The 22,639-nt window shown below is 68.8% G+C and carries 22 protein-coding genes; 10 read left to right on the top strand and 12 right to left on the bottom strand.

From position 1 onward, the window contains the following. From cysD to AC5L30_RS11390, 11 genes are read right to left on the bottom strand one after another with little or no spacing between them, the layout of a single operon-like run. Complete coding sequence (gene cysD, locus AC5L30_RS11440; RefSeq protein ID WP_494867026.1) at positions 1 to 891, bottom strand: sulfate adenylyltransferase subunit CysD; 891 nt, start codon at positions 889 to 891, stop codon at positions 1 to 3. Next, positions 888 to 1,670 (bottom strand): SDR family oxidoreductase, encoded by a 783-nt coding sequence (locus AC5L30_RS11435; protein WP_494867024.1) that lies wholly within the window; start codon positions 1,668 to 1,670, stop codon positions 888 to 890. Before AC5L30_RS11435 ends, cysD begins: the two co-directional genes overlap by 4 nt. After that, positions 1,670 to 2,572, bottom strand: a complete 903-nt coding sequence (locus AC5L30_RS11430; RefSeq protein ID WP_494867023.1) for a sulfotransferase — start codon at positions 2,570 to 2,572, stop codon at positions 1,670 to 1,672. Before AC5L30_RS11430 ends, AC5L30_RS11435 begins: the two co-directional genes overlap by 1 nt. Continuing rightward, positions 2,569 to 3,450: a family 3 encapsulin nanocompartment shell protein gene (locus AC5L30_RS11425; RefSeq protein WP_494867022.1), complete on the bottom strand. Its 882-nt coding sequence runs from the start codon at positions 3,448 to 3,450 to the stop codon at positions 2,569 to 2,571. Before AC5L30_RS11425 ends, AC5L30_RS11430 begins: the two co-directional genes overlap by 4 nt. Further along, positions 3,447 to 4,355 (bottom strand): transketolase family protein, encoded by a 909-nt coding sequence (locus AC5L30_RS11420; RefSeq protein ID WP_494867021.1) that lies wholly within the window; start codon positions 4,353 to 4,355, stop codon positions 3,447 to 3,449. Before AC5L30_RS11420 ends, AC5L30_RS11425 begins: the two co-directional genes overlap by 4 nt. Further along, positions 4,355 to 5,128 (bottom strand): thiamine pyrophosphate-binding protein, encoded by a 774-nt coding sequence (locus tag AC5L30_RS11415; RefSeq protein ID WP_494867204.1) that lies wholly within the window; start codon positions 5,126 to 5,128, stop codon positions 4,355 to 4,357. Before AC5L30_RS11415 ends, AC5L30_RS11420 begins: the two co-directional genes overlap by 1 nt. Then, a complete protein-coding gene (locus AC5L30_RS11410) occupies positions 5,128 to 6,975 on the bottom strand; it encodes a M20/M25/M40 family metallo-hydrolase (RefSeq protein WP_494867019.1) in 1,848 nt (615 codons plus the stop codon). Before AC5L30_RS11410 ends, AC5L30_RS11415 begins: the two co-directional genes overlap by 1 nt. Then, entirely contained in the window at positions 6,966 to 7,994 is a 1,029-nt protein-coding gene (gene argC / locus AC5L30_RS11405) for an N-acetyl-gamma-glutamyl-phosphate reductase (protein ID WP_494867017.1), read from the bottom strand. The genes AC5L30_RS11410 and argC overlap by 10 nt, the downstream gene beginning before the upstream one ends. Then, the gene (locus tag AC5L30_RS11400) at positions 7,991 to 8,869 is read right to left on the bottom strand and encodes an ATP-grasp domain-containing protein (protein WP_494867015.1); all 879 of its coding nucleotides are present in this window, start codon (positions 8,867 to 8,869) and stop codon (positions 7,991 to 7,993) included. Before AC5L30_RS11400 ends, argC begins: the two co-directional genes overlap by 4 nt. Then, positions 8,862 to 9,047: a lysine biosynthesis protein LysW gene (locus AC5L30_RS11395; protein ID WP_494867014.1), complete on the bottom strand. Its 186-nt coding sequence runs from the start codon at positions 9,045 to 9,047 to the stop codon at positions 8,862 to 8,864. Before AC5L30_RS11395 ends, AC5L30_RS11400 begins: the two co-directional genes overlap by 8 nt. Positions 9,048 to 9,064: 17 nt before the next feature. Continuing rightward, positions 9,065 to 9,769 carry a 2OG-Fe dioxygenase family protein gene (locus tag AC5L30_RS11390; RefSeq protein WP_494867012.1) on the bottom strand — a complete coding sequence of 235 codons (705 nt, stop codon included), beginning with the start codon at positions 9,767 to 9,769 and terminating at the stop codon, positions 9,065 to 9,067. Positions 9,770 to 10,453: 684 nt separating this feature from the next. On the opposite strand from AC5L30_RS11390, the gene AC5L30_RS11385 reads away from it, so the two are divergent. From AC5L30_RS11385 to AC5L30_RS11365, 5 genes are all read left to right on the top strand, one after another. Continuing rightward, positions 10,454 to 11,674, top strand: a complete 1,221-nt coding sequence (locus tag AC5L30_RS11385; RefSeq protein ID WP_494867011.1) for an MFS transporter — start codon at positions 10,454 to 10,456, stop codon at positions 11,672 to 11,674. Continuing rightward, positions 11,613 to 12,476, top strand: coding sequence for a glycosyltransferase (locus tag AC5L30_RS11380; protein WP_494867009.1), 864 nt, complete (start codon positions 11,613 to 11,615; stop codon positions 12,474 to 12,476). The genes AC5L30_RS11385 and AC5L30_RS11380 overlap by 62 nt, the downstream gene beginning before the upstream one ends. A gap of 995 nt (positions 12,477 to 13,471) precedes the next feature. Next, entirely contained in the window at positions 13,472 to 14,731 is a 1,260-nt protein-coding gene (locus tag AC5L30_RS11375) for a nucleotide sugar dehydrogenase (protein WP_494867008.1), read from the top strand. A 50-nt stretch (positions 14,732 to 14,781) separates the two neighbouring features. After that, positions 14,782 to 15,495, top strand: coding sequence for a PIG-L deacetylase family protein (locus AC5L30_RS11370; RefSeq protein ID WP_494867007.1), 714 nt, complete (start codon positions 14,782 to 14,784; stop codon positions 15,493 to 15,495). Positions 15,496 to 15,552: 57 nt separating this feature from the next. Further along, positions 15,553 to 16,545: an NAD-dependent epimerase/dehydratase family protein gene (locus AC5L30_RS11365; protein WP_494867006.1), complete on the top strand. Its 993-nt coding sequence runs from the start codon at positions 15,553 to 15,555 to the stop codon at positions 16,543 to 16,545. 121 nt (positions 16,546 to 16,666) lie between these two features. Here AC5L30_RS11365 and AC5L30_RS11360 read toward each other — a convergent pair whose 3' ends face one another. Next, positions 16,667 to 17,617 (bottom strand): N-acetylglucosamine kinase, encoded by a 951-nt coding sequence (locus AC5L30_RS11360; protein ID WP_494867005.1) that lies wholly within the window; start codon positions 17,615 to 17,617, stop codon positions 16,667 to 16,669. Positions 17,618 to 17,713: 96 nt separating this feature from the next. Here AC5L30_RS11360 and AC5L30_RS11355 point away from each other — a divergent pair, with 96 nt between their 5' ends. Genes AC5L30_RS11355 through AC5L30_RS11335 form a run of 5 tightly spaced genes read left to right on the top strand, consistent with a single transcriptional unit; the run spans position 17,714 to position 22,610 of the window. Then, on the top strand, positions 17,714 to 18,631 hold the full coding sequence (locus AC5L30_RS11355; RefSeq protein WP_494867003.1) for a MurR/RpiR family transcriptional regulator: 918 nt from the start codon (positions 17,714 to 17,716) through the stop codon (positions 18,629 to 18,631). Further along, positions 18,628 to 19,377, top strand: a complete 750-nt coding sequence (locus tag AC5L30_RS11350) for a sugar isomerase domain-containing protein (protein ID WP_494867001.1) — start codon at positions 18,628 to 18,630, stop codon at positions 19,375 to 19,377. The genes AC5L30_RS11355 and AC5L30_RS11350 overlap by 4 nt, the downstream gene beginning before the upstream one ends. A gap of 16 nt (positions 19,378 to 19,393) precedes the next feature. Next, entirely contained in the window at positions 19,394 to 20,818 is a 1,425-nt protein-coding gene (gene ngcE, locus AC5L30_RS11345; protein WP_494867000.1) for an N-acetylglucosamine/diacetylchitobiose ABC transporter substrate-binding protein, read from the top strand. After that, on the top strand, positions 20,818 to 21,726 hold the full coding sequence (locus tag AC5L30_RS11340; protein ID WP_494866999.1) for a carbohydrate ABC transporter permease: 909 nt from the start codon (positions 20,818 to 20,820) through the stop codon (positions 21,724 to 21,726). Before ngcE ends, AC5L30_RS11340 begins: the two co-directional genes overlap by 1 nt. Beyond that, positions 21,723 to 22,610 carry a carbohydrate ABC transporter permease gene (locus AC5L30_RS11335; RefSeq protein ID WP_494866998.1) on the top strand — a complete coding sequence of 296 codons (888 nt, stop codon included), beginning with the start codon at positions 21,723 to 21,725 and terminating at the stop codon, positions 22,608 to 22,610. Before AC5L30_RS11340 ends, AC5L30_RS11335 begins: the two co-directional genes overlap by 4 nt. Positions 22,611 to 22,639 lie beyond the last annotated feature (29 nt).

The raw sequence follows: 22,639 nt of genomic DNA, 5'->3' as shown, positions 1-22,639 counted from the left end.
TCAGAAATACCCTTCCCGCTTGCGGTCCTCCATGGCGGCCTCGCTGGTCCGGTCGTCCGCGCGGGTCGCGCCGCGCTCGGTGACCCGGGTGGTTGCCACCTCCTGGATGATGTCCGCGACCGTCTGCGCACCGGAGAGGACCGCTCCCGTGCAGGTCATGTCGCCCACCGTCCGGTACCGCACGGTCGCCTCGGTCACCACTTCCGTCGGGTCCGGCGACTGGTACGGGTTCTCGGCCAGCAACATGCCGTCTCGCTCGAACACCCGCCGCCGGTGCGCGAAGTAGATCGGCGGCACCTCGAGCTCATCGCGGCCGATGTACCGCCAGACGTCGAGCTCCGTCCAGTTGGACAGTGGAAAGACCCGGATGTGCTCCCCCGGCCGGATTCGGGTGTTGAACAGGTTCCACAACTCCGGGCGCTGGTTTCTCGGGTCCCACTGGCCGACCTCGTCCCGGAAGGAAAAGATCCGCTCCTTGGCCCGGGCCTTCTCCTCGTCGCGTCGGGCACCGCCGAAGGCCACGTCGAAGCGGTGCTCGGCGATGACATCCAGCAGCGTCGTCGTTTGCAGCCGGTTGCGGCTGGCCCGTCGCCCGGTCGGCTCGACCACCCGCCCGGCGTCGATCGAGTCCTGCACCGAGGCCACGATCAGCCGTAGGCCCAGCTCGGCGACGCGCTTGTCGCGGTATTCAAGGACCTCCGGGAAGTTGTGCCCGGTGTCGACATGCACCAGCGCAAATGGCATCGGTGCCGGCCGGAACGCCTTCTCCGCCAGGCGGAGCATGACGATCGAGTCCTTGCCACCGGAGAACAGCAGCGCCGGCCGTTCGAACTCGGAGGCCACCTCGCGGATGATGTGGATCGACTCTGCTTCCAGCATTTCCAGACTCATGTGACACCCCGCGTGTTCCCGCCGTCCACCAACAGCACCGTGCCGGTCACGAAGCCCGCCTGCTCGCTGGCCAGGAAGGCAGCGAGCGCACCGAAGTCCGCCGGCCGTCCGACCCGGCCGAGCGGCACCTCGGCGATGATTTCCTTGAGCGCGGCCTCGCCGTCCACAGCGGGCCGCGCCGCCACGAAGCTTTCGAATGCCGGCGTCTGATGAACACCGGGGGCCAGCACGTTCACCGTGATGCCGCTGGCGCCCAGGGCGTGGACCACGCCCTTGGCGAAGCCGAGCACACCCAACCGGGCGGTCGCGGACATCGCGGTGCCGGGGAGCGGCTGGCGTACGGCCTCCGAGGTGATCAGCAGGATCCGACCCCAACCGGCCCGCCGCAGGTGCGGCAACGCGGCCATCGTGATCGAGATGTGTGGCAGCATCGACCCCTCTACGGCTTGCCGATAGTCGTCCACGCTGAACGCATCGGCCTTGCCGTGCGGCACGCCCGGAGAGTTGGTGACCACGACGTGCAGGGCGCCGAACTCCTCCGCCGTCCGGTCCACCCAGCGCGTCACGCCGGCGTCGTCACGGACGTCGACCTCGACGGACAGCACCCGCCCGGGACCGGCCTCATCGATCTGCTTGTGCGCCGCGGCCAGACGCTGCGGGTCGCGGGCCGCGATGGACACGTGCGCGCCCTCGGCCGCCAGCGCGCGAGCGACGGCCAGCCCGAGGCCGCTGCTGGCGGCGGCGACCAACGCCGTCCGTCCGGACAATCCGAGATCCATCAGGCCACCTTTCCCGCCAGCACCGGATACCCGTAGCGGCGTAGCAGGGGCAGTGCGAGCGCCGTGGTGGTGGCAGTCGGCAGTCCCGGCAGCTCGGTACGCCAGCGCTCATCCGGCCGGATCAACACCGTGCCCTGGCCGAGCCGGTCCGGGTTGCCGGTGACCGTGTGGTTGATGCCGAGAGTCACCTTGCCCTCCTCCGTCACCGGTGGCTCGTCCTCGAGCCCCGCGAAGCGCAGCACATCGGCCACCACCTCACGGGGCCGCCGGGTCAGGTCCTCGTGCCGGATCCGGAGGTAACGGCCGTCCGCGGCGCCGCCGACGTACTCGGAGGCCACGTTGAAGCCGACCCAGTTCGCGGTGCTCTGCGTCGGGCTCATCGGCTCGATGTACCGCTTGCCGCGTTGGTACGAGTAGGTGGTGGCGCGCGGATCCCGGACGATGTGCAGCACCCGCACATCCACGTCGGAGCGCCGGAGCAGGGCAGCGGCCTCGGCCGGGTACTTGGAGCTGTCCACGACCGCCCGCTCCGCGCCGCGCCGCGTCAGTTCCCGGTACACGGCGACGGTGCGGTCCAGCACCGCGGTGACGTGCTCGGGTGTGCTGGCGAGGCGGGCGCGGGTGTGCCGGGTCCGCAGGCCGGCCTGCTGCCACGACATCATCTGGCGCGCGAGCCGGGTGGGCTCGTCGTCGCCGAACGTGGCGATCACCGACGACCACAGCGCGCACTGCCGGATCTGCTCGCCGCACCCGCACAGCGAGTTCGTGCCGCTGTCCAGCAGGCCGTTCTTCCACAGGTAGTGCAGCTCGCCGGCGTGCAGCACGCCGGGCAGTTCGTTGAGCACGTTGCCGAGAATGGTGCTGCCGCTGCGCAGCCAGCCGGTGATGTAGATGACCTTCATCGCGCACCGTCCGTCAGCAGGAGAAAGTGCTGGGGCAGGTGAACGGCGAGGCCCACGGAGGTGCGGGCCTCCACGACGTCGCCATGCAGCGCCAGCGCCGACCGGCTGGGGTCGAGCAGCGTCACGGCGGCCCGGAAATCCCCGAGCAGCGCCTGGCCGCGCGGCATCATCCGGGTACGCGAGACCTTGATTCCGGCCTCGGCGAGTCGGCCGAGCAGCCCGTCCCGGACCATGTCCCAGTAGTGAGCGGGGTGCACGACGACACCGTCGCAGGAACCACCGGTCTCCTCGACCGTCCCCGCCGCGGTGGTCAACGCCGCACCGAGGTCGCCGGAAATGGTCGACCTGCGCATCTCGGGCAGCTTCAGCAGTCCCGGTATGCGACCGTCGGCGGTGCCGTGCAGCAGGGCCTGGTTCTCCACCACGCCCATCCGGACGAGCACCCGGTAGTCGATGAACGCGGCGAGCAACGCGGGCTCGTGCCGCAGGTCGGCCGGGACCGGTACCGACACGCTCAGCTCGGTCAGCTCGGCATATTCCACCGTGGGCTCGAAGGTGGCCTCCGGGGTGCTGGCGTACGCCGTGCCCGCGGACCCGTACTCGCTCTTCGGCGCCTCGCGTACGTAGGCGAGCGTCTGGTCGGAGACCGAGGCCACCTTCAACAGGTGCCGCACGGTGTACCGCGGGCGGCTCTTGAAGAGCGGAAACGACGCGGTCAGGTGCGCCCGGATCGGCACCACCACGTCGGCGCCGTTCTGCGCCCGGGCAACCGACATGGCGAATTCCTCACCGGGGCTGCGCAGGGTCAGCGTCGGGTCGGCGAACGTCTGCCGGGTCACTTCCAGCGCGCTGGCGCTGGGTTGCATCGTGGTGGTCATTTCTTCCCCTCCAGGACGGCGCTGAGAACCGCGGATGTCGTGAGCCCCAGCGCGGCGAGTGTCTCGTCGTGGTTGCCGCCCTCGGTCGGCCAGTCGTCGCCGGCGTTCACACCCCGTACCTCGCGGTCGGGGAGCAGCAACGCAAGGGTGGATGCCACGCTGCCGGCCGGGCGATGCTCCTCGACGACGATCAGCCGCCGCGCGCCGGCCAGGTGCGGCATGGCGAGCGCCAGGCTCTCCGCGTCCACCCAGCACAGGTGCGCGTGGCCGAGGTCCGGCTGGCTCTCGGTGACGGCCTGGCACAGCGCGGTCGGCTTCTCCCCGATGGATACGAGGCAGGTGTCGCCGCTCATCGGGTTCAGCCAGGTGACCTCGCCCCGGCCGGCCGGCGCGAACGGGGCGTCGAACACCTCGTTGCGTCCCAGCCGCACGTAGCACGGCCGGTCGCCAGCGGCCGCGACCCGGATCGCCTCGCGGGTCTCGGCCTCACCCGCGGGTACGGCGATCCGCACGCCCGGCAGGCTCTGCATCACGGCGAGGTCCTCCAGGCAGTGGTGAGTCGGCCCGAACCACGCACCGGACACCCCGCCATACGGGCTGACCAGGACCACGGGCGCCGCGAGGTACCCGAGCCCGAGCTTGACACTCTCCGCCGCGCGGAACGCCGCGAACGAGGCGAACGTGCTGACGAACGGCCGCAGCCCGGCAGAGGCCAGCCCGACCGCGATGTCCACGGCGGACGCCTCGGCGATGCCGAGGTTGAGGAACCGGTCGGGAAACCGGTCCTTGAAGCAGTGCGACGCGCCGCCCAGGTCCGCCTCCAGACACACGATGCGCGGGTCGTGTGCGGCGAGCTCGGTCAGCTCGACCCGGTACGCCTCGCGTGCCGACACCGTCGCCGTCATCACCGGATCGCCGCCTTCCACTGCCGTGCCCGAGCCGGACTGATCTTCACGTAGTGCGAGGCAGCCTTTCCCTCGGTCGCCGGCACGCCCTTGCCCTTGACGGTGGTGGCCAGCACCGCGAGCGGCCGGTCTGTCGGCACGATCGTCGCCAACAACTTCTCGATGTCGTGCCCGTCCACCTCCGCCACCGAGAAGCCGAACGCGGCCAGCCGGGCCGGTAGGTCGGTCATCGGCGAGATGTCCGAGACGTAGCCGTCGTTCTGGCCACCGTTGAGGTCCACCACCACGGTGAGCCCGCCGATCCGCTTGGCCTGGGCCACCTGCAACGCCTCCCAGACCAGGCCCTCCTGCAACTCGCCGTCACCAACCACGGCGATGGCCCCGCCGGGTTGGTTCAGCAACCGCCGCGAGAGGGCCCAGCCGACCGCGTACACAAGCCCGTGGCCGAGGCTGCCCGTGGGGAACCGGACGCCCGGCACCTTCGGGCCGGGGTGCCCGGTGTAGGGCGACCCGGCACGGCCGTACCGGGGTGCCGGGTTTTCCTCGATGACGCCGACCTCGTGCAGCACCGCGTAAAGTGCGGCCGCCGCATGGCCCTTGCTCAGGACGACCTCCGTGCCCGGCCGTGAGCGGGCGACAGCAAACGCGGCTACCAGAATGTCCACCACCGAAAGGCTGCCGCCGAGGTGGCAGCCAACCTCGCTGGCAGCCATGTCGACCACCAGCCGGCGGGCCCGGCTGGCCTGTTCCCGAAGCAGGTCGATCTCGTCCATCACCGCACACACCAATCCCGTACGGCCGCGGACAGCACCGCCCGCGCCCGCCGGTACTCGTCGGCTGACAGCCGCTCGTCCGGCGTGTGGTCCAGGTGTGCATCTCCCGGTCCGTACGCCACCATCGGAACGCCGCGCCATCTGGTGGCGAGCGTGTTCATGTCGCTGCTCCCCTTCTTCGCCAGCAGCCGTGGAGCGCCGCCGGTCACCGCACGCAGGGCTCGGGTGAACGCCCGCACCAGCGGATCGGTGCGTGGCGTGCTCACCGGGGGCGTGGCCAGCAGCAGCTGACCGCCTTCGAAGGCGGACAGCACGTCGTCCACCTCGGTTCCCGGCGGCACCCGTACATCCAGCACCGCCGAGGCGGTCTGGGTGCCACCGGAGCCGCCAGCGGCCAGGTCGAGCACCGCGAACAACGCCTCCGGGCTGCGCTTGCCGACCTCGGCCTCGACCTCGCCGATGAGGTCGACCAGGCAGCTGGCGGCCGTCCGCCGATCCTTGCCCGCGGTGTGACCGCTGGCCTGGGCCACGTTCATCCGCACCTTGCACACGCCGTGGTAGCCGATGGTCACCGCGCCGGCGCCGCTGGGCTCGCCGATGATGACCGCGTCCGCGGGGTAGTGGTCACGCGCGTAGAGCGCGCCGGACGCGGTCCGCTCCTCCTCCACGGTGCCGACCACCCGAACCGTGACGCCCTCGGGTGGTTCGAACTCCACGAGCGTCTGGAGGAACGCGGCCAGGCTGGCCTTCGCGTCCACGCAGCCGCGGCCGGTGAGCACGTCACCGTCCCAGACGACGGGCCAGCGGTAGGGAACGGTGTCGAGATGGCCGAGCATCAGCAGCCGGCGTGGCCCACGGCCGCGCGTGGCGACCAGGTTGCCGGCTGGATCGATCTCCGCTTGCACGCCTCTCTCGGCCAGCCACTTCAGCAGGAACAGCGCCAGCTCACGCTCGCCGCCGGAGATCGAGGAGATCTCCACCATGCGGGTCAGCAGATCCAGGTCGGGCTCCGGCGCGGCGGCCCGCCAGAAGCGGGTACCGCCGTGGGCGTTGACGGTGTGGGGGCCGGTGATGGCGACGTCCGCGGTTCCCCTCAGGGCGAGCTCCGCCGCCCGGACCTTCTGCCGCATCCGCCCGCTGGCATACGCCATTCCCTCGCCTCGGCCCAGGTGCGGCAGGGTGCTGCCGCGGTCGGACGGGTCGGCGAGCAGGCCCGGGGTGCCGGTCACCAGGCGTAGGTGGTCGGCGTCGAGCGCGTTGGCCAGTTCGGCGGCGAGCACATCGGCGTCCACGTTGATCGGCGCCCCGCCGTCGTCCGCGGTCACCGGCGGTGACACGCAGACCACGTCGAAGGTGTCCAGCAGGGCGCGCAGTCGTGCCACGTCCACCGCGCGGACCACGCCGGCCCGGTGGTCGCGGACCAACCGCTGCCGGTCGCCCTCGACCACCCGCAGCGGACGGTTCGGGGTACCCGTGACCAACCCTTCCGGCGTGGCCGTCGCCGCGAACACCGTCATCCCGCGCTGGACCAGGTTCTCTCGGATCCGAGGGAGGGTCAGCCGCTCGTACGCGGCGACGATATGCGGCATCTCGTCGGGCGGGCAGTACCGCACCTCGTCGCCGGAGGCCAGCCGCAGCATCGGCATCGGGCGCTCGATGCTGGTGTAGTGATCAGCGATGTCGGCCGCGCCGCCAGCGACCAGCAACAGTCGGGCGCCGCACGCGTTCAGCGCGGCCAGGTCGTCGTAGGCGGACGCGTGACGCAGGCTTGAACTGCCCACCTTCACCACGTACAGCGGCGCGTAGGGGGAGACCTCCGCCAACGCCTTGTTATCCATCACGGCCATCCCCCGGCCTCCGGAAGCCCCAGCCGTTCGTCCATGCCGTGGATCCGGTTGAGTGCCTGTACCGCTTGGCCGGCGCCACCCTTGATGAGGTTGTCCAGGGCGGACACCACCACCCAGCGGTCGCCGGCCACCGACACGCCGACCTCGGCGACGTTGGAACCCACGACCGTCTTGAGCATCGGCATCCCCATCGGGGACCGCCCGCCCGCCACCCGCACGAACGGCGCGTCGGCGTACGCCCGGGCGAACGCCCGGCGCACGTCGCTGCCCTCGGCGCCCGGCTTGAGCCGCCCGTACGCCGAGACCATGACACCGCGCGCGACCGGCAGGCTGAACGTGGAGAACTGCAGTTCCGGCGCACGCCCGGTCAGGTCGGTGAGCGCCTGCCGGACCTCGGGAGCGTGCCGGTGGCCGTGCAGCCGGTGCACCCGTACGTTCCCGTCGCGCACCGCCGGATGCTCCACACTGCCGGTGCCGCTGCCGCTCGACCCTGACTTCGCGTCCACCACCACGTCCGCCGCCGCCACGTCAGCCTGAAACAGCGGGTAGAGCGCGTAGATGGTCGCCGCCGCCATGCAGCCCGGCAGGTTGAGCACCGATTCCGTCGGCGTGGGCGCGAACTCCGGAATGTAGTAGGGAATCGGCTGCCGCCAACCGCCGGCCGACGCGGGATAGTGGCGCTCGATCTGGTCCGACTGGCGCAGCCGGTAATCACCGGCCAGATTGATCACGACGCTCGCGCGGTCGGCCACGTCGTCGAGCACGGACGGCAGTACGCCGTTGGGCAGGCAGGCGAACGCGACGTCCACGTTGGGCATCTCGTCGAGCTTGCGCATGTGGTGTCCGCCCATGGACGAATTACGTAACCCCGGCACCACCTGCCCGACAGGCTGACCGGCGTGTCTGGACGAGGAGACGAACGTCGGCACCACCCGGGGGTGGGCGGCCAGCAGCCGGATCAGCTCGGCTCCGATGAACCCGCTGCCGCCGAGGACGGCCGCGCTGATTCGCTCGCTCATGCCGCCACCTCCGCCTGGGCGAACACCGCGTCGCGCACGTACGCGGCGACGTGGCCGGCGATGTCAACGCCGTGAATCTTGGAGGATTGGGCGAAATCCGGGTTGGTGTTGACCTCCAGCACGTACATCTCACCGGTCTCCCTGGACTCGGCCAGGTCGACGCCGTAGAAGCCGGGGCCGAAACACGCCACGACCCGGGCGCACAGTTCGCGAGCGCGGTCCGAGATCGGGATGGGCTCCACGGCACCGCCCTGGTGGGTGTTGGTGCGCAGACCGGAGCCCACCTGACGGTAGGCCACGATCGGGCGGTCCCCCACCACGTGCACTCGCTCGTTGTAACCCGGCTTGGGCACGTACTCCTGCACCACGACCGGGAACTCCTTACCCGCCGGGTCCAACGCCTCCCGACCGCCGACCCAGGCGTCGAACTGCGCCTGCTCGGCGATGCGGACGATCCCGCGCCCCCATGAGCCGCTGATCGGCTTGACGACCGCGTCCCCGCCGAGCGCGTCGATGTACATCTGAACCTGCTCGACGGTGAACGCGACGTACGTCGTCGGGTGCGGAACGTCGTGGTTGGCGTAGGCGATCGCCTGAAGGTCCTTGGCGAGGCACAGGCGCACCGCGTGCGGAGTGTTCAGCGTCTGGACGTCGGCGTGCTCGAACCGGGCCGCCATCGCGGCCAGCTCCCGGTGGGACACGTTGCGCAGCAGCACCATGCGGGGCCGCGGCGCGGCGTTGTTGAGCACGGCGGCGGTGTGCCGGGGCATCGCCGACTGCGCGGTCAGCCCGGTCGCCCGGAGCGCCTCCAGGAGCAGGCGTTCCTCCGGGCGCACCATGGTCACGGAGACCAGCACATCGGCCGTCTCACTCACCCCAGTCCTCCTCAATCTCGGGTGCGCGGTCGAGCCGGATCGTGGGCGTAACCTCGACTACCTCGTGTTCCTGGCCGCAGCCGCGGCACGACAGAATGTCGCCCAGCTCCGCCTCGGTCGATACCGCGACCTCGGTGTCGCACTCCAGGCAAACCGATGCGGTGGTCACATTGGACATGGGGTCCCTCCGGAAGACTAGGCTCGATCGAAATCGATGATCATCATGTCGCGGGTCGCGATGGTCGCACCCTCGGGTCCGATCGGGGTGACTTCGTGCTCCATCGCGCGGTCATCGAGCACGATTGTTTCCATCGGATTCACCATCGCGTGCTCGAACAACGGCTCGTTCTCACCCTTACGGAAGACGCGGCTGACGCCACCGGCGCAGTTCTGACGGCCGACCAAATGGATGGCCACGTAGTCGTGGCCGTCGCTGTGGCGGCCTTCCGGAGCCGGTGCCGAGGTGCTCTGGCCGTCGGCCGCCACGCGAATCATGTGGACGGTTATCAACCAGTCACCGTCGATTCCGCTCGCGCGGCTGACAATGCCCAGGTCGTGCGCGACGGCGGCTCGAAGGTTCGCGTTCGCGTGCATCTCCGGGGTCATCGGCGCGAACTGCCTGACCTGCCCACCGTAGACCCGGTTCACGTCCGTGGCCTGGTAGAAAGGCTCGGCGGGCAGCGTTTCCAGGTCACCTCCGGAGCGCCCCAGCAGCCGCCCTAACCGGCGGTACCGGCGCGTCCGATGGCTCGGTTGGACATACGGGTCGATTGGAAGATCGTCCCAGAATTTCGCGAATTCATGCCACCCGCTACCTACGGAAACGTGTAGTTGCTCATGGGCCCACCCATTCTTCACGATGTCCTGCGGGCGGAGCAGGACGAAATCTTTGATAGGCATTCCGCGCCTCCCTTCTTATCCAGGAATGAACGTACTCGCGGGGCGGTACTCTGCACCCGGCTGACCTCCACTCAATACATCTAGAAAGGGCACCCAGAAGCTGATTAAGCCCTCACCCATGGTGTTGTGTATCGGAGCCGATGGGTGGCGGGGCCGGCACTGGCCTCAGTACGGGCGAAGGCGCGACCCCGCGTTGGGGGCCCGGCGCGCCGGCGGGCCGCTCGGTGCCGAGCGGGCGGGCCGGCAGGGGCCGAGTAGGCGGCGGTGGCACCACGCGCTGTCAACCCGACGCTTCCTCGGTACCGGCATACCGCACGCCCGCTCGACGACCGCTGGCACCTGCCCCCCTGCCGGCCACCGTGCCAAACCACGCGTTTTCGATCGCACGCGATCGGGCCGCACGGCTAGACGGCTTCCTGTCAACCGGCTGGCGGCAGTAGCTCGCCTGACTCGATGCACCTCCGCTGCGCCGTGCCATACAGCGAACGACGTGCAGAGACGACTTCTAGTGTGGACATGTCGGGGGATGTCGACTCGTCTATGCTACCGTCAAAACTCGATTAGCCGGTTCACGTGAGCGGATCTGCGATTGAGTAGCGCCATCGAGATGATCGAGTGGTCTACGGCGTACCGCTTGCGTGGGGCCTTCTTGCTACACCTTGTCCAGGATCTGGGAGGTAGCCAATGGTGCACCAACGACGCGCGGTCTATGCCCTCGCCGCGTTGTCCGCCGCCACTTTCTGTTACGTCACCACCGAGGTGCTTCCGATCGGGTTGCTCACGCTGATCGCGCCGGACCTGGGACGCTCCAGATCCGAGACCGGTCTGCTGGTGACCGGGTACGCCGTGGTGGTCATGATTGTGGCGCTCCCGCTGACCCGGGTCACTCGGCGAGTGCCCCGGCGCCCGCTGCTCGCCGGCGCTCTCGGTGTGTTCGCCGCGGCGACGGCGGTGTCGGCCTTCGCAACCTCCTATGAGGTGCTGCTCGCCGCGCGGCTGGTGTCCGCCACCACCAACGGTGTCTTCTGGGCGGTGGTGTTCCCGGTGGCGATCTCGATGTTCCCCGCGAACATCCGCGGCCGCATCGTGGCCCGGCTGTCGATCGGCAACGCCCTCGGCCCGGTCCTCGGCGTACCGCTGGGCACCTGGTTGGGCGGGCAGGCCGGCTGGCGGGCCGCCTTCGTCGCGATGGCCGCCCTCGGCTTCGTCACCTGCATCGCGGTCGCCCTGCTCCTGCCGAGCGTCACACCGCAAGAGAACGCTGCCGACACCGGGCCCATGCCGGATCGGCACCGCTTCGTCGTCCTCCTCGTCGCCACCATCCTCGCGGTCACCGGCGCCATGGGCGCGTTCACCTACATGACCGTCTTCCTCCTCGACGTCAGCGGGTTCGCCGCAGCATCACTCGGCATCCTGCTCTTCGTCCAAGGCTCGTTCGGCGTCGCCGGAACCTGGGCGGTCGGCCGCGTCCTGGACCGGTTTCCGCTCGGTGTCGTCCTGGGTCTACTCGGGCTCATCACCGCCGCGATGCTCGGCCTCTACGGCGGTGGCTCGAGCAAGGCGCTGACGATCCCGCTGCTCGCCGTGGCGGGGATGTCGTTCAGCTCGCTGATCGCGGGCATCCAGCACCGCATCATGCAGGTGGCCCCGTCGACCACCGACATGGCGTCAGCCAGCCTCAGCGTCGCCTTCAACTTCGGCCTCGCGGCCGGCTCGTTCATCGGCGCGGGCCTGCTGGCGACGGCCGGAGTGCGCGTCATCCCGTTGTTCGGTGGCCTGCTCACGGCCGCCGCGTTCGCGTTGCTCGCCTGCCACGAAATGTCCCGCAAGAGAAGGAGAGGCCATGAAACTGTCCGTCGTAATCCCGACCTACAACCGGTCGGACATTCTGCAGCTCACACTTGAGTCTCTTGTCCACCAGGACCTGGATCACGATGACTACGAAGTCCTGGTGGTCGACGACGGATCGTCCGACGACACCGCGGATGTCGTGAAGAAGTACATGGACCAGATGAACCTGCGCTACTTCTTCCAGGAGGACGAGGGTTACCGGGCCGCCGGGGCCCGTAACGTCGGCATCAGCCACGCCCAGGGCGAGATCACCGTCTTCATGGACGCCGGTGTGATGGCGCACTCCAGCCTCCTCCGCGTTCACCTGGCCAGCCACGAGGCTTCGACCGAGCCGCTCGCCATCTGTGGGTACGTCTTCGGCTACAGCCTCAACAACGAGAACGCTGACGAGGTCCTGGCCGACCTCGACGTCAACGATGTGGACGGGACGATCGAGCAGTGGCGCGAGAAGGGCCTGCATCCGGACATCAGGGAGGACTTCTTCATCCGCGAGGGTGACGACTTCTCCGCCGCGCCCGCGCCCTGGCTCATGTATTGGACGTTCAACGCCTCGGTGCGGACGGAACAGCTGCGGCGTGTCGGCATGTTCGACGACGCGTTCCGCGCATGGGGTGGCGAGGATGTCGACCTCGGCTACCGGCTGCACCGCGACGGAGCCCGCATGTTCCTGAACCGGGACGCGGTGTCCCTGCACTGGCCGCACGCGCGCGACGGCGAGGGCGCCGACGCGGTCGCCAACTATCGCTACATGGCCCGGAAGTACGACACGCCGATCACGCGACTGCTGGACATCGTCCCGACCATCAACTTCTTCGTCATCAACGATGTCATCCGGGGCCGGAAGCTGACCCACTGACCGGACCGCGGCTGGTACGTGGCCCCACGGACCACATACCAGCGCGGCGCGCCTCGCGCGCCGGCCGCCGTCGATACGACTCAGGCCGGCGCGCTGCGCGTGGTCAACGACTCCGCGCGGTCTGATCTCGCAGCGCTGCTGCGAATACCGCGCGTCGATGGTGTCGCCCTGACACCGAGCATCGTCTCCCCGCGCCACGCTCACCGACGAGCGGCTCGCCGGCCAGATCCCGGACGACCCACCGTCGTCGGGCGGCCGCCGCGGCGCCTCGTACCGCACGGCGCCTGCGCGCCGACGACCGCGGCCACTGGCACGGCGACCATGCCGCGACAGCCAATCACTGGATGCCCACTCGAAGACGGAGTCCTGTCGCCCAGACCCGTCTATCGATGGCTGACGCCTGTCTCGAGCAATGCCCGACCCGACCGAACGCAACCCGGGTGGGTCACATTGCACCGACGACTCTCGTTGAGCTCACCTCAGTAGTAAATCCCCGTTCTGATGAGCAGTTCCACAGAATGTATTGAGTAATCGAGAGAACGCTAGTGCGGTACCGCCACGGGAGTACGTTGCTGCTACGAATATAAAGGAACTGCGGAAGGACGGGATTGCATTCAACCTATCGGGAGAGCGGACACGAATTGTGCGCTCTCCCGTCGCTGGTTCCAACAAGTCGAGCAGCAGGCGCGTAAGAGATGGTCCGAGGCCCACCAGGGGCTGGCACCGGCAATCGGCCAACAGAAGGTCGACCCCTTGGCCGCAGGACTTTCCATAGGAAGGTCTGGCGCACCGAAAGGAGCTCGGGCGCAGCCGGCACGCGGCCCGGTCGCGGGTACGGGCCGGCGGACGGTAAGAAGTCTGGTCGAAATGAGGCGGTCATGGGACAAAAGTCGGTTACCTCCATGATATTGGACGATGCTCGGTCGCATCGGTCGTTCGAGAAGGACTACTCACCCACCTCTATAGAGGATGGGTCAACTGGGGAGACTCCTCGGGTGTCGTACGACTTGGCGGTGATTGGTCTTGGCTATGTTGGTCTACCTCTGCTGAAAGAGGCGGCCGCTGCCGGACTGCGTGTCATCGGCGTGGATATCGACGCCGGTCGCGTCGATATGCTGAACAGCGGAAAATCCTATGTCGACGACATTTCCAAAGATGATCTCGGCGAGATGCTTGCCGCCGGCTTCCGCGCCACGACCGACCCGGCGTCGCTTGCCGAAAGCGCGGTCATCACCGTCTGCGTGCCGACGCCCCTCAGCGACGATCACGGACCGGACCTGTCGGCCGTGCGAAGTGCGGCACGCATGATCGCCGCCTACCTGACGCCGGGCACACTGGTCGTCCTGGAGTCCACGACGTATCCCGGAACAACCGAGGAAGTCGTCCGGCCGATCCTGGAGGAATCGGGCCTCACGGCGGGACGCGACTTCAGCCTGGCGTACTCGCCTGAGCGCATCGATCCGGGGAACGGCCAGTTCGGACTGCGGAACACCCCGAAGGTCGTCGGTGGCTTGACCGAGAACTGTCGTGACCACGCAGCCACCTTCTACGGCAAGCTGGTGTCCCGGGTGGTGCCCACCTCGGGCCTACGGGAAGCCGAGATGGCGAAGCTGTTGGAGAACACGTATCGCAACGTGAACATCGCCCTGGTCAACGAAATGGCGATCTTCTGCGAAGAGCTGGGCATCGACCTGTGGGAGACCATCGAGGCCGCCGCCACCAAGCCTTTCGGCTTCCACAAGTTCCTCCCCGGCCCCGGAGTAGGCGGGCACTGCATCCCCATCGACCCCTCCTACCTGTCGCACACCGTCCGCAAGCTCGGTTACGCCTTCCGGCTGGCCGAGACAGCGGACGAGATCAACGGGCGGATGCCGAAGTACGTCGCCAGCCGCCTACAGCGGGCGCTCAACCGGGAGCGGAAGTCCGTCAACGGCGCGCGCGTGATGTTGCTGGGTGTGACGTACAAGCCGGATATCGCCGACGACCGCGAGACCCCGGCACTGCCACTGGCCCGCGAGCTGCTCAGCCTCGGCGCCGAGTTGTGCTTCGCCGATCCCTACATCCGGAATTGGGCCGTCGACGGGGTGAGCATCACCGCGGTGGAGGCACCCCTTTACGCGGTCCACGACTGCGACGCCGTCGTACTGCTCCAGGCGCACTCGGCGTTTGACCTCGGGGCCATCGCCCGGCGCTCCCGGCTGGTGCTCGACACAAGCGGCCTCATGGGGCGCCACGAGAACGTCGAGCGCCTCTGAGCCGCGCTTTCAGGAGACTTTCGGACGACTCACGGAAACGGACATCCACCATGACCTTCACCTGGGCGCAACAGCGCATTCTCATCCTCTCGCCGCACCCCGACGACGAGACCCTCGGCTGCGGCGGACTGATCCACAAAGCGAAGTCCGCCGGCGCCGAGGTCTTCGTCCAGTTCCTCACCGTCGGCAACACCACCGACCAGTCCTCGTCCGTCTTCTCCAGCCCCGAGGAGCGTAACGACGAAATCAAGCGCGTCGCCGACCACCAACAATGGGACGGCTGGCATATGGCTTTTCCGGGCGACGAGTACCACCTCCGGCTCGACCAGATTCCCCGGCTCGAACTCGCCAACATGGTGGAGCAGGAAAGCCCGCTGGCCATCGCCAGGCTGCGGCCCACGGTGTTGATCGCTCCGCACCGTTCCAGCTACAACCAGGACCACCAGGCCGTGGCTGAGGCGGCCCACACCGCGACGCGGCCATCCAACACCCGGCTCCGCCATCACCCCGATCTCGTTCTGGCCTTCGAAGAGGCAGCGGACCAGTGGCGCACCGATGCGGTCCCCATGCCCAACCTTCTGGTCGAGCTCGCCGAGGAAGACCTCGACAGCAAACTCGAAGCCATGCGGCAGTACGCCACCCAGATACACGAGCACCCACATACGCGCTCCGAACAAACCCTCCGCAGCCTCGCGGTACTGCGTGGCATGCAGGCCGGCGTACCGCTGGCCGAGGCGTACTACATCATGCGATGCCTGGCCTGACGGACCACGTTCGACCGTCCCGCCTGCACCCCACCTGCTGCCGAAAGGAAGCGAGCTATGCGAGTTCTTGTCACCGGGGGCGCCGGATTCATCGGCTCCCACCTCTGTGAATTCCTGGTTGAGCAACACCATGACGTCACCGTGCTCGACGAGCTGTCCACTGGTTCGGTGGCAAACCTCACCAGTTGCCTGGACGCCGGCACCGTACGCCTGGTGGAGGGGTCGATCCTGGACGGTGACCTGGTCAACGAGTGCGTCCGCGGCAAGGACGCGGTCTTTCATCTCGCCGCCGCCGTCGGCGTACGAACGATCGTCGACAATCCCCTCCACTCGCTGCGCGTCAACCTGTACGGAACGGAGAACGTCGTCGAGGCGGCGGTGACGCACGGCGTGCCGTTCGGCATCGCGTCGACCAGCGAGGTGTACGGCAAGAACGATGCCGACGGGCTCCGCGAGGACGCCGACCGCATTCTCGGTTCCCCGTTGCTCAGCCGATGGTCGTACGCGGCGGCCAAGGGTCTCGACGAGTTGGTGGCACACACCCGCGCCGCCGAGACCGGCACCCCCTGCGTGAGTTACCGACTGTTCAACGTCGTCGGGCCGCGGCAGACAGGTCGGTACGGCATGGTCCTGCCACGGTTTGTCGCGCAGGCGCTCAGTCAGGAGCCGATCACGGTGTATGGCGACGGCACGCAGCGCCGGTGCTTCGGGTCGGTCTACGACGTGGTACCCGCAATGGTCGAGCTGCTGCAGACCCCTGCGGCGCACGGTAGGGCGGTGAACCTCGGTGGGCGCGAGGAGATCTCCATCCGCGGGCTCGCCGAGAAGATCAAGGACCTCACCGGCTCGACCAGTGACATCCACACGGTGCCCTACGACGTCGCCTACGGGAGCGGCTTCGAAGACATGACGCGCCGTATGCCGGATCTGTCGCTGGCCCACGAACTCATCGGGTACACCGTCCGCTACGGCCTTGACGACATCGTGCGATCAGTCGTCGACGCCGCAGACCGCGCAGGCGAACGTCACCCGCTGCTGACCGCCCCATAATCAACGACGGGCGCAGCGTGGATCTCGGCGGTTCGGGCGGGTAGAGGCTCTTGTCGCGGAGGCGGGCCGCCGCGTCCCGGGCGCTCGCGGTCGCCGACTGACCGCCCGCGCGGCGGCCCGGTCAGTGTCCCCTCAGGGACGCTGCACGATCGGGTCGAAGCATGCGTTGGTGCAGGCGCGCCGCCTCCTCCTGGTCCGTGAGCTGACGTAGGGCGAGCCAGGCGGCCCCGATCGCCGGGTCCCGGGCGGTCGCGGCCGGGCCGGCGAGGGTGGCCAGGACTGCCGTTCGCACGGGCGTGGTGTTGGTCAGGAGGCTGCCGGCGAGCACGACGGGGCCGTCCGATGGGCCCAACTCGCCGAGGGTGGCGACCAGTCGAGTGGCGGCCTCGGCGGTCAGCCGCCTGGCGAGGGCGTCGCCGGCCGTGGCGTGCGCGCACACCAGGGGTGCCAGCGCGGCGAACACCGCCGGCTGTTGCCGGCCGGCCCACTGCACGAGTTCGTCGCAGCTGGTCACTGCGGCCCGCGCGGTGATGGCAGCGGCCAGCTCGCCGTCCGCGGTGGATCCGGACCAGGCCCGGGCGATCGAGCGGACCGCCTGCAGGCCCAACCACAGGCCCGAGCCCTCGTCGCCGAGCAGCCAGCCGAGGCCGTCGGCGGTGCGGCTGACCCGCCAGTCGTCGATGCGGGCGGCGACCGCGCCGGTGCCGGCGATGAGCACCGCCCCCGAGGGCGCCGAGGCACCAGCCGCGAAGGCCGCCACCGCGTCGCCGACCATGGTGACCGGGCAGGTCAGACCTTGCCGGGCCCACTCGTAGCTGAAGGCCGCCGTGATCTCCGGGTCCGCCATGATGCCCGCACCGGCGATGCCTGCGACGCCGCTGAGCACCGATGCCGGGTCGTGCTCGCCCAAGGCGTCGCGCACCGCCGCCCCGATGGACCGGGCGGCGGCCGGCCCCGCCGCCGTCGGGTTGCCGGGGCCTGCTGAGCCACGGCCCACCACGGTGCCGTCCCGGGTCGCCACGACCGCCCGAGACGCCGTGCCACCGGCGTCAACACCCAGTACCAGCATCATGCCGAAAATCGAAGCATAGAAAGTTGTTGTTGACTAGGCGGAGAGATGGTCGTAATTTTCATCACCATAGCTACCCGATGAAAAGGATGATCACTAGTGACGGGTGAGAGTGGCGGGCTGCTGGTGCGGCTCCGCATGGAGGGACCCACCATGCCGGAGGCCCTGGCGAAGATCGCCGAGGCCATCCTCGACGATCCAGAGACGGCGGCGCACGCCAGCATCGTCGACCTGGCCGAACGATCCGGGACCTCCACCGCAACAGTCACCCGCTTCAGCCGGGCACTCGGATTCAAGGGCTACGCCAACCTGCGCGTGGCCGTCGCGACCGAGACCGGGCGCGCCGAGCAGGCCCGCTGGGAGACCGACATCTCCGGGGACATCGCGCCCGAGGACCCGATCGGCAGCGTCCTCGACGTGATCACCGCCGCGGACACCCGGGCCATCCAGGCGACCGCGTCCGGCCTGGACACGGCCGCGGTCGAACGGGTGGCGGCCGCGATCGCCGTCGCCGGCCGAGTGGAGATCTTCGGGCTGGGAAGTAGCGGCACCGCCGGCAGTGAGATGGCGTTCCGGCTCGAACGCATCCGCGTCCCGGTGCGGTACCGCGCCGACACGCACACCGCCCTCACCAACGCCGCACTGCTCGGGCCGGGCGACGTCGCGATCAGCCTGTCGCACTCCGGTCGGACCCGAGAGGCGATCGAGATGCTGGCCGAGGCCGCCGATCATGGCGCGCTGACCGTGGCGGTCACCTCGTACGCCCGCTCACCACTGGCCGAGGTCGCCGACGTCGTCTTCACCACCTCGGTGCACGAGACCACGTTCCGGCTCGCAGCCCTCTCCGCGCTGCACTCGCAGTTGCTGATCCTCGACCTCATCTACGTCGCCGTCGCACAGCGCACCTACGAGCGCACCGCCGAAGCCCTCGAACTCACCGTGCGGGCCGTCGACGCACACCGGATGCCGGACACCAATGCGAACCGCAAGCGAGCACGGAAGGAAAGGCCGCTGTGACGATCACAAGCGCGGACTATGTCGAGGTCATCACCAGGACCATCGAACGTGTCGGCACCACCCAGGGCGACCGGGTGGCGCGGGCCGCCGATCTGCTGACCGCGACGCTTCAGGCCGGCGGGGTGATCCAGGCGTTCGGCTGCGGACACTCCGAGGCACTCGCCATGGAGATCGCCGGTCGGGCCGGCGGCCTCGTGCCCACCAACAAGATCGCCCTACGCGACATCGTCCTGTACGGCGGCGAGCCGACGAACGTACTCGGCGACCCGCAGCTCGAGCGCACGCCCGACGTCGCGCACCGCCTCTACGCACTCGCCCCGATCAAGCCGGACGACGCGTTCGTCATCGCCTCGAACTCCGGCGTCAACGGCGCGGTCGTGGAGATGGCACACCTGGTGAAACAGCGCGGACACGCGCTGATCGCGATCACCTCGGTCGAGCACTCCGCCCGGGTCGAGTCGCGGCACGACAGCGGGCTCAAGCTCGCCGATCTCGCCGACGTCGTGCTCGACAACGGCGCACCGTACGGCGACGCGTCCCTCGACTACGGCGATGGGGCGGTCGGGGCCGTCTCATCGATCACCGCGGCACTGCTGGCCCAGCAGATCGTCACCGAGGTGGTGGCACGGCTGCTGGCGCTCAACGTCACCCCGCCGGTCTATCTGTCCGACAACGTGCCGGGCGGGCGGGAGCACAACAAACTCATCGAAGCGCGGTACGCCGGGCGCATCCGGCGTACCGCATAGGGAAAAGGCCCAGCTGATGAACCGTTCACCCCTGTCCGGACCGTACCCCACGAGACGAACCGTGCTGCGCGCGGCGGTGACCGCCGGTGTCACGCTGCCCCTGCTCAGCGCCTGCGTGACCAGTGGCAACGAGAACCAGGATCGAGCCGCCGGAAACACCGGCGCCAAGAGCGCCGACAACCCGCTGGGCGTCAAGGCCGACGCGCCGCTCGAGGTCGTGATCTTCAAGGGTGGGTACGGCGACGAGTACGCCAAGCGCGCCGAGACGCTCTACAGCCAGAAGTACGCGGGCGCGAAGATCGACCATCAGGGCATCCAGAAGATCGGTGAGGCGTTGCAGCCTCGATTCGTCGCGAACACCCCGCCGGACGTCGTGGACAACACCGGTGCCAGCCGCCTCGACATCGCGACGCTGGTCTCCGCCGAGCAGGTCAGTGATCTCAGCGAGCTGCTCGACGCTCCCGCCTTCGACGACCCGGGCAGGACGGTGCGCGACACGTTGCTGCCCGGTGTGGTCGACGACGGCACGTTCGACACGGTGCCGCTGACGCTCAACTTCACCTACACCGTCTGGGGTCTCTGGTATTCCAAGCCGCTCTTCGCGGCGAAGGGCTGGACCTTCCCGACGACCTGGGACGACATGCTCACGCTCTGCGCGACCATCAAGGCGGCCGGCATCGCGCCCTGGACCTACCAGGGCAAGTACCCGGAGTACATCAACGACCCGCTGCTCAGCATGGCCGCCAAGACCGGCGGACCGGCGCTGGTCAAGGCCGTGGACAACCTGGAGCCGAACGCGTGGAAGGCGCCGGGGCTGATCGGCGCGGCCGAGGCCTTCGCCGAGTTGGCCGGCAAGGGCTACCTCATGTCCGGCTCCGAGGCGCTGTCCCACACCGAGGCGCAGGCGGCCTGGTCGCAGGGCAAGGCCGCGTTCATCCCCTGCGGTTCCTGGCTGGAGAGCGAGCAGAAGGGCATCACGCCGGCGAACTTCGACATGGTGATGGGCCCGGTGCCGTCGCGGACGACGGCGGACGCCCTGAAGCAGACGGCGGTGCAGGCGGCCAGCAGCGAATCGTTCCTGGTGCCGGCGAAAGCCAAGAATCCCGCCGGCGGTATGGAGTACCTACGGATCCTGTTCTCCAAGCAGTCGGCGAAGGCGTTCGCCGAGACCGCCGGGACCCTGCCCGCCGTGGCCGGAGCCACCGACGGTCTCACGCTGAGCAGCGGCCTCGGCTCGGTGCGCGACGTGGTCCGGGCGGCCGGCACCGAGACCTTCACCTACCGCTTCCGGACCTGGTACGCCCCGCTGGCCAAGGCTGTCGACGACGCCACCGGCGAGCTGGTGAACAGGCGGATCACCGCCACCCAGTGGTCGGACCGGATCCAGAAGGCGGCCGACGGGTTGGCCAAGGACTCCACGGTGAAGAAGTACACCCGCTGATGAGACACGGTCGGTGGCGGTTTCTGGCCGGCGCGCTGGTGCCCGCGCTGGTGCTGCACGCCGTGTTCGTGCTGTCGCCGTACGCGCAGGCCTTCTACCTGTCGCTGACCGACTGGACCGGCGTCGCCGGCGAGGCCCGTTTCGTCGGGGCGGGCAACTACGCCCGCCTCGGCGGCGACTCCCTCTTCCTGCACGCAGTGCGGAACAACGCGGTGATGCTGGTCGTGGTGCCACTGGTGACCATCGGCATCGGGTTGTTCCTGGCAAGCATGATGCAGCTCGGTGGTCGCGGTGGACGACGGGGGATCGCGGGCTCCGGCGCGTACCAGATCGTTTATTTCTTTCCGCAGTTGTTGTCTCTGGTGGTCATCGCGGTGTTGTGGGGGTTCGTCTACAACCCGAACAACGGGCTGCTGAACGGGGCGCTGCGGTCGGCCGGCCTGGACGGCTTGACCCGGAGTTGGCTCGCGTCGCCGTCCCTGGCGCTGATCGCGGTGATGGCGGTCCTGGTCTGGTCGTCGGTGGGCTTCTACGTGGTGCTGTTCAGCGCGGCGATCGACAGCATTCCGCGGGAACTGTTCGAAGCGGCGTTGCTCGACGGCGCGGGCGGCTGGGCGACCTTCCGCACGGTGACGTTTCCGCTGGTACGAGAGAACGTGCACGTCGCGTTCGTGTATCTCGGCATAGCGGCACTGGACGCCTTCGCCGTCGTCCAGGTGATGACCGTCGGGCCCGGCGGACCGGACGGCGCGACCGAGGTGATCGGGCTGTCGCTCTACCGCAACGCCTTCCAGTACGGGAAGTTCGGCTACGCCTCAGCCATGGGAGTCGCCCTGTTCTTCGCCACGCTGACCCTCGCCGTGCTGGCGCTGCGGTCGGGCCGCAGGGAGAGGCTGGAGCTGGCATGACCGTGACACGTGAGCGAGCGACGGCGGCCCCTGCCCGGCCCGAGCCGGTACGTCGCGTCCGGCGCCCCGGAGCCGCCTTCCCGGTGCACCTCGCCATGCTGGCCTGGGCCGTCGTCACCGCGCTTCCGCTGCTCTGGGCGGTGGTCAGTTCCTTCAAGACCGACGACGAGATCCTCAACGAACCGTGGTCGTTGCCCGCCGCACCACAGTTCGACAACTGGTCCCGGGCGTGGACCGAGGCCAGCATCGGCCGCTACTTCCTCAACAGCGTCCTCGTCGTGGGTGGCGCACTCATGCTGACCATGCTGTTGGGCTCACTGGTCGCCTATGCCCTGGCGCGCTACGAGTTCCGCGGCAACCGGTTCATCTACTACACCTTCGTCGCGGCGATGTTCTTCCCGGTGTTCCTGGCGCTGGTGCCGTTGTTCTTCGTCGTGCAGCAGTTGGGCCTGCTGGGCACGTACCGCGGTCTGATCCTGGTCTACGCGGCGTACGCCGTACCCTTCACGGTCTTCTTCCTGCACGCGTTCTTCCGCACGCTGCCGAGCGAGGTGGCGGAGGCGGCATTCATCGACGGTTGCTCGCACGGCGGGGTGTTCTTCCGCGTGATGCTGCCGATGGCCCGACCGGGCCTGGTGGCGGTCGGCATCTTCAATTTCCTCGGGCTCTGGAACCAGTACCTGCTGCCACTGGTTCTCAATCCCGACCCGGACCGGTACGTCCTGGCGCAGGGTCTGGCCGCCCTGTCGGTCAGCCAGGGGTATCGCAGCGACTGGAGCGGCCTGTTCGCCGGTTTGACCATCGCCATGCTGCCGGTGCTCGTCGCCTACGTCGCGTTCCAACGGCACATCCGCGCCGGTATGACCGCTGGCGCGGTCAAGTAGGTCCCCTTTCCACCCCCACCCATCGGAGG

This window comes from Micromonospora sp. BQ32 (assembly GCF_059358895.1).
The sequence above is the reverse complement of the archived record's forward strand: the minus strand, read 5'-3'. Positions and strand labels throughout refer to the sequence as shown.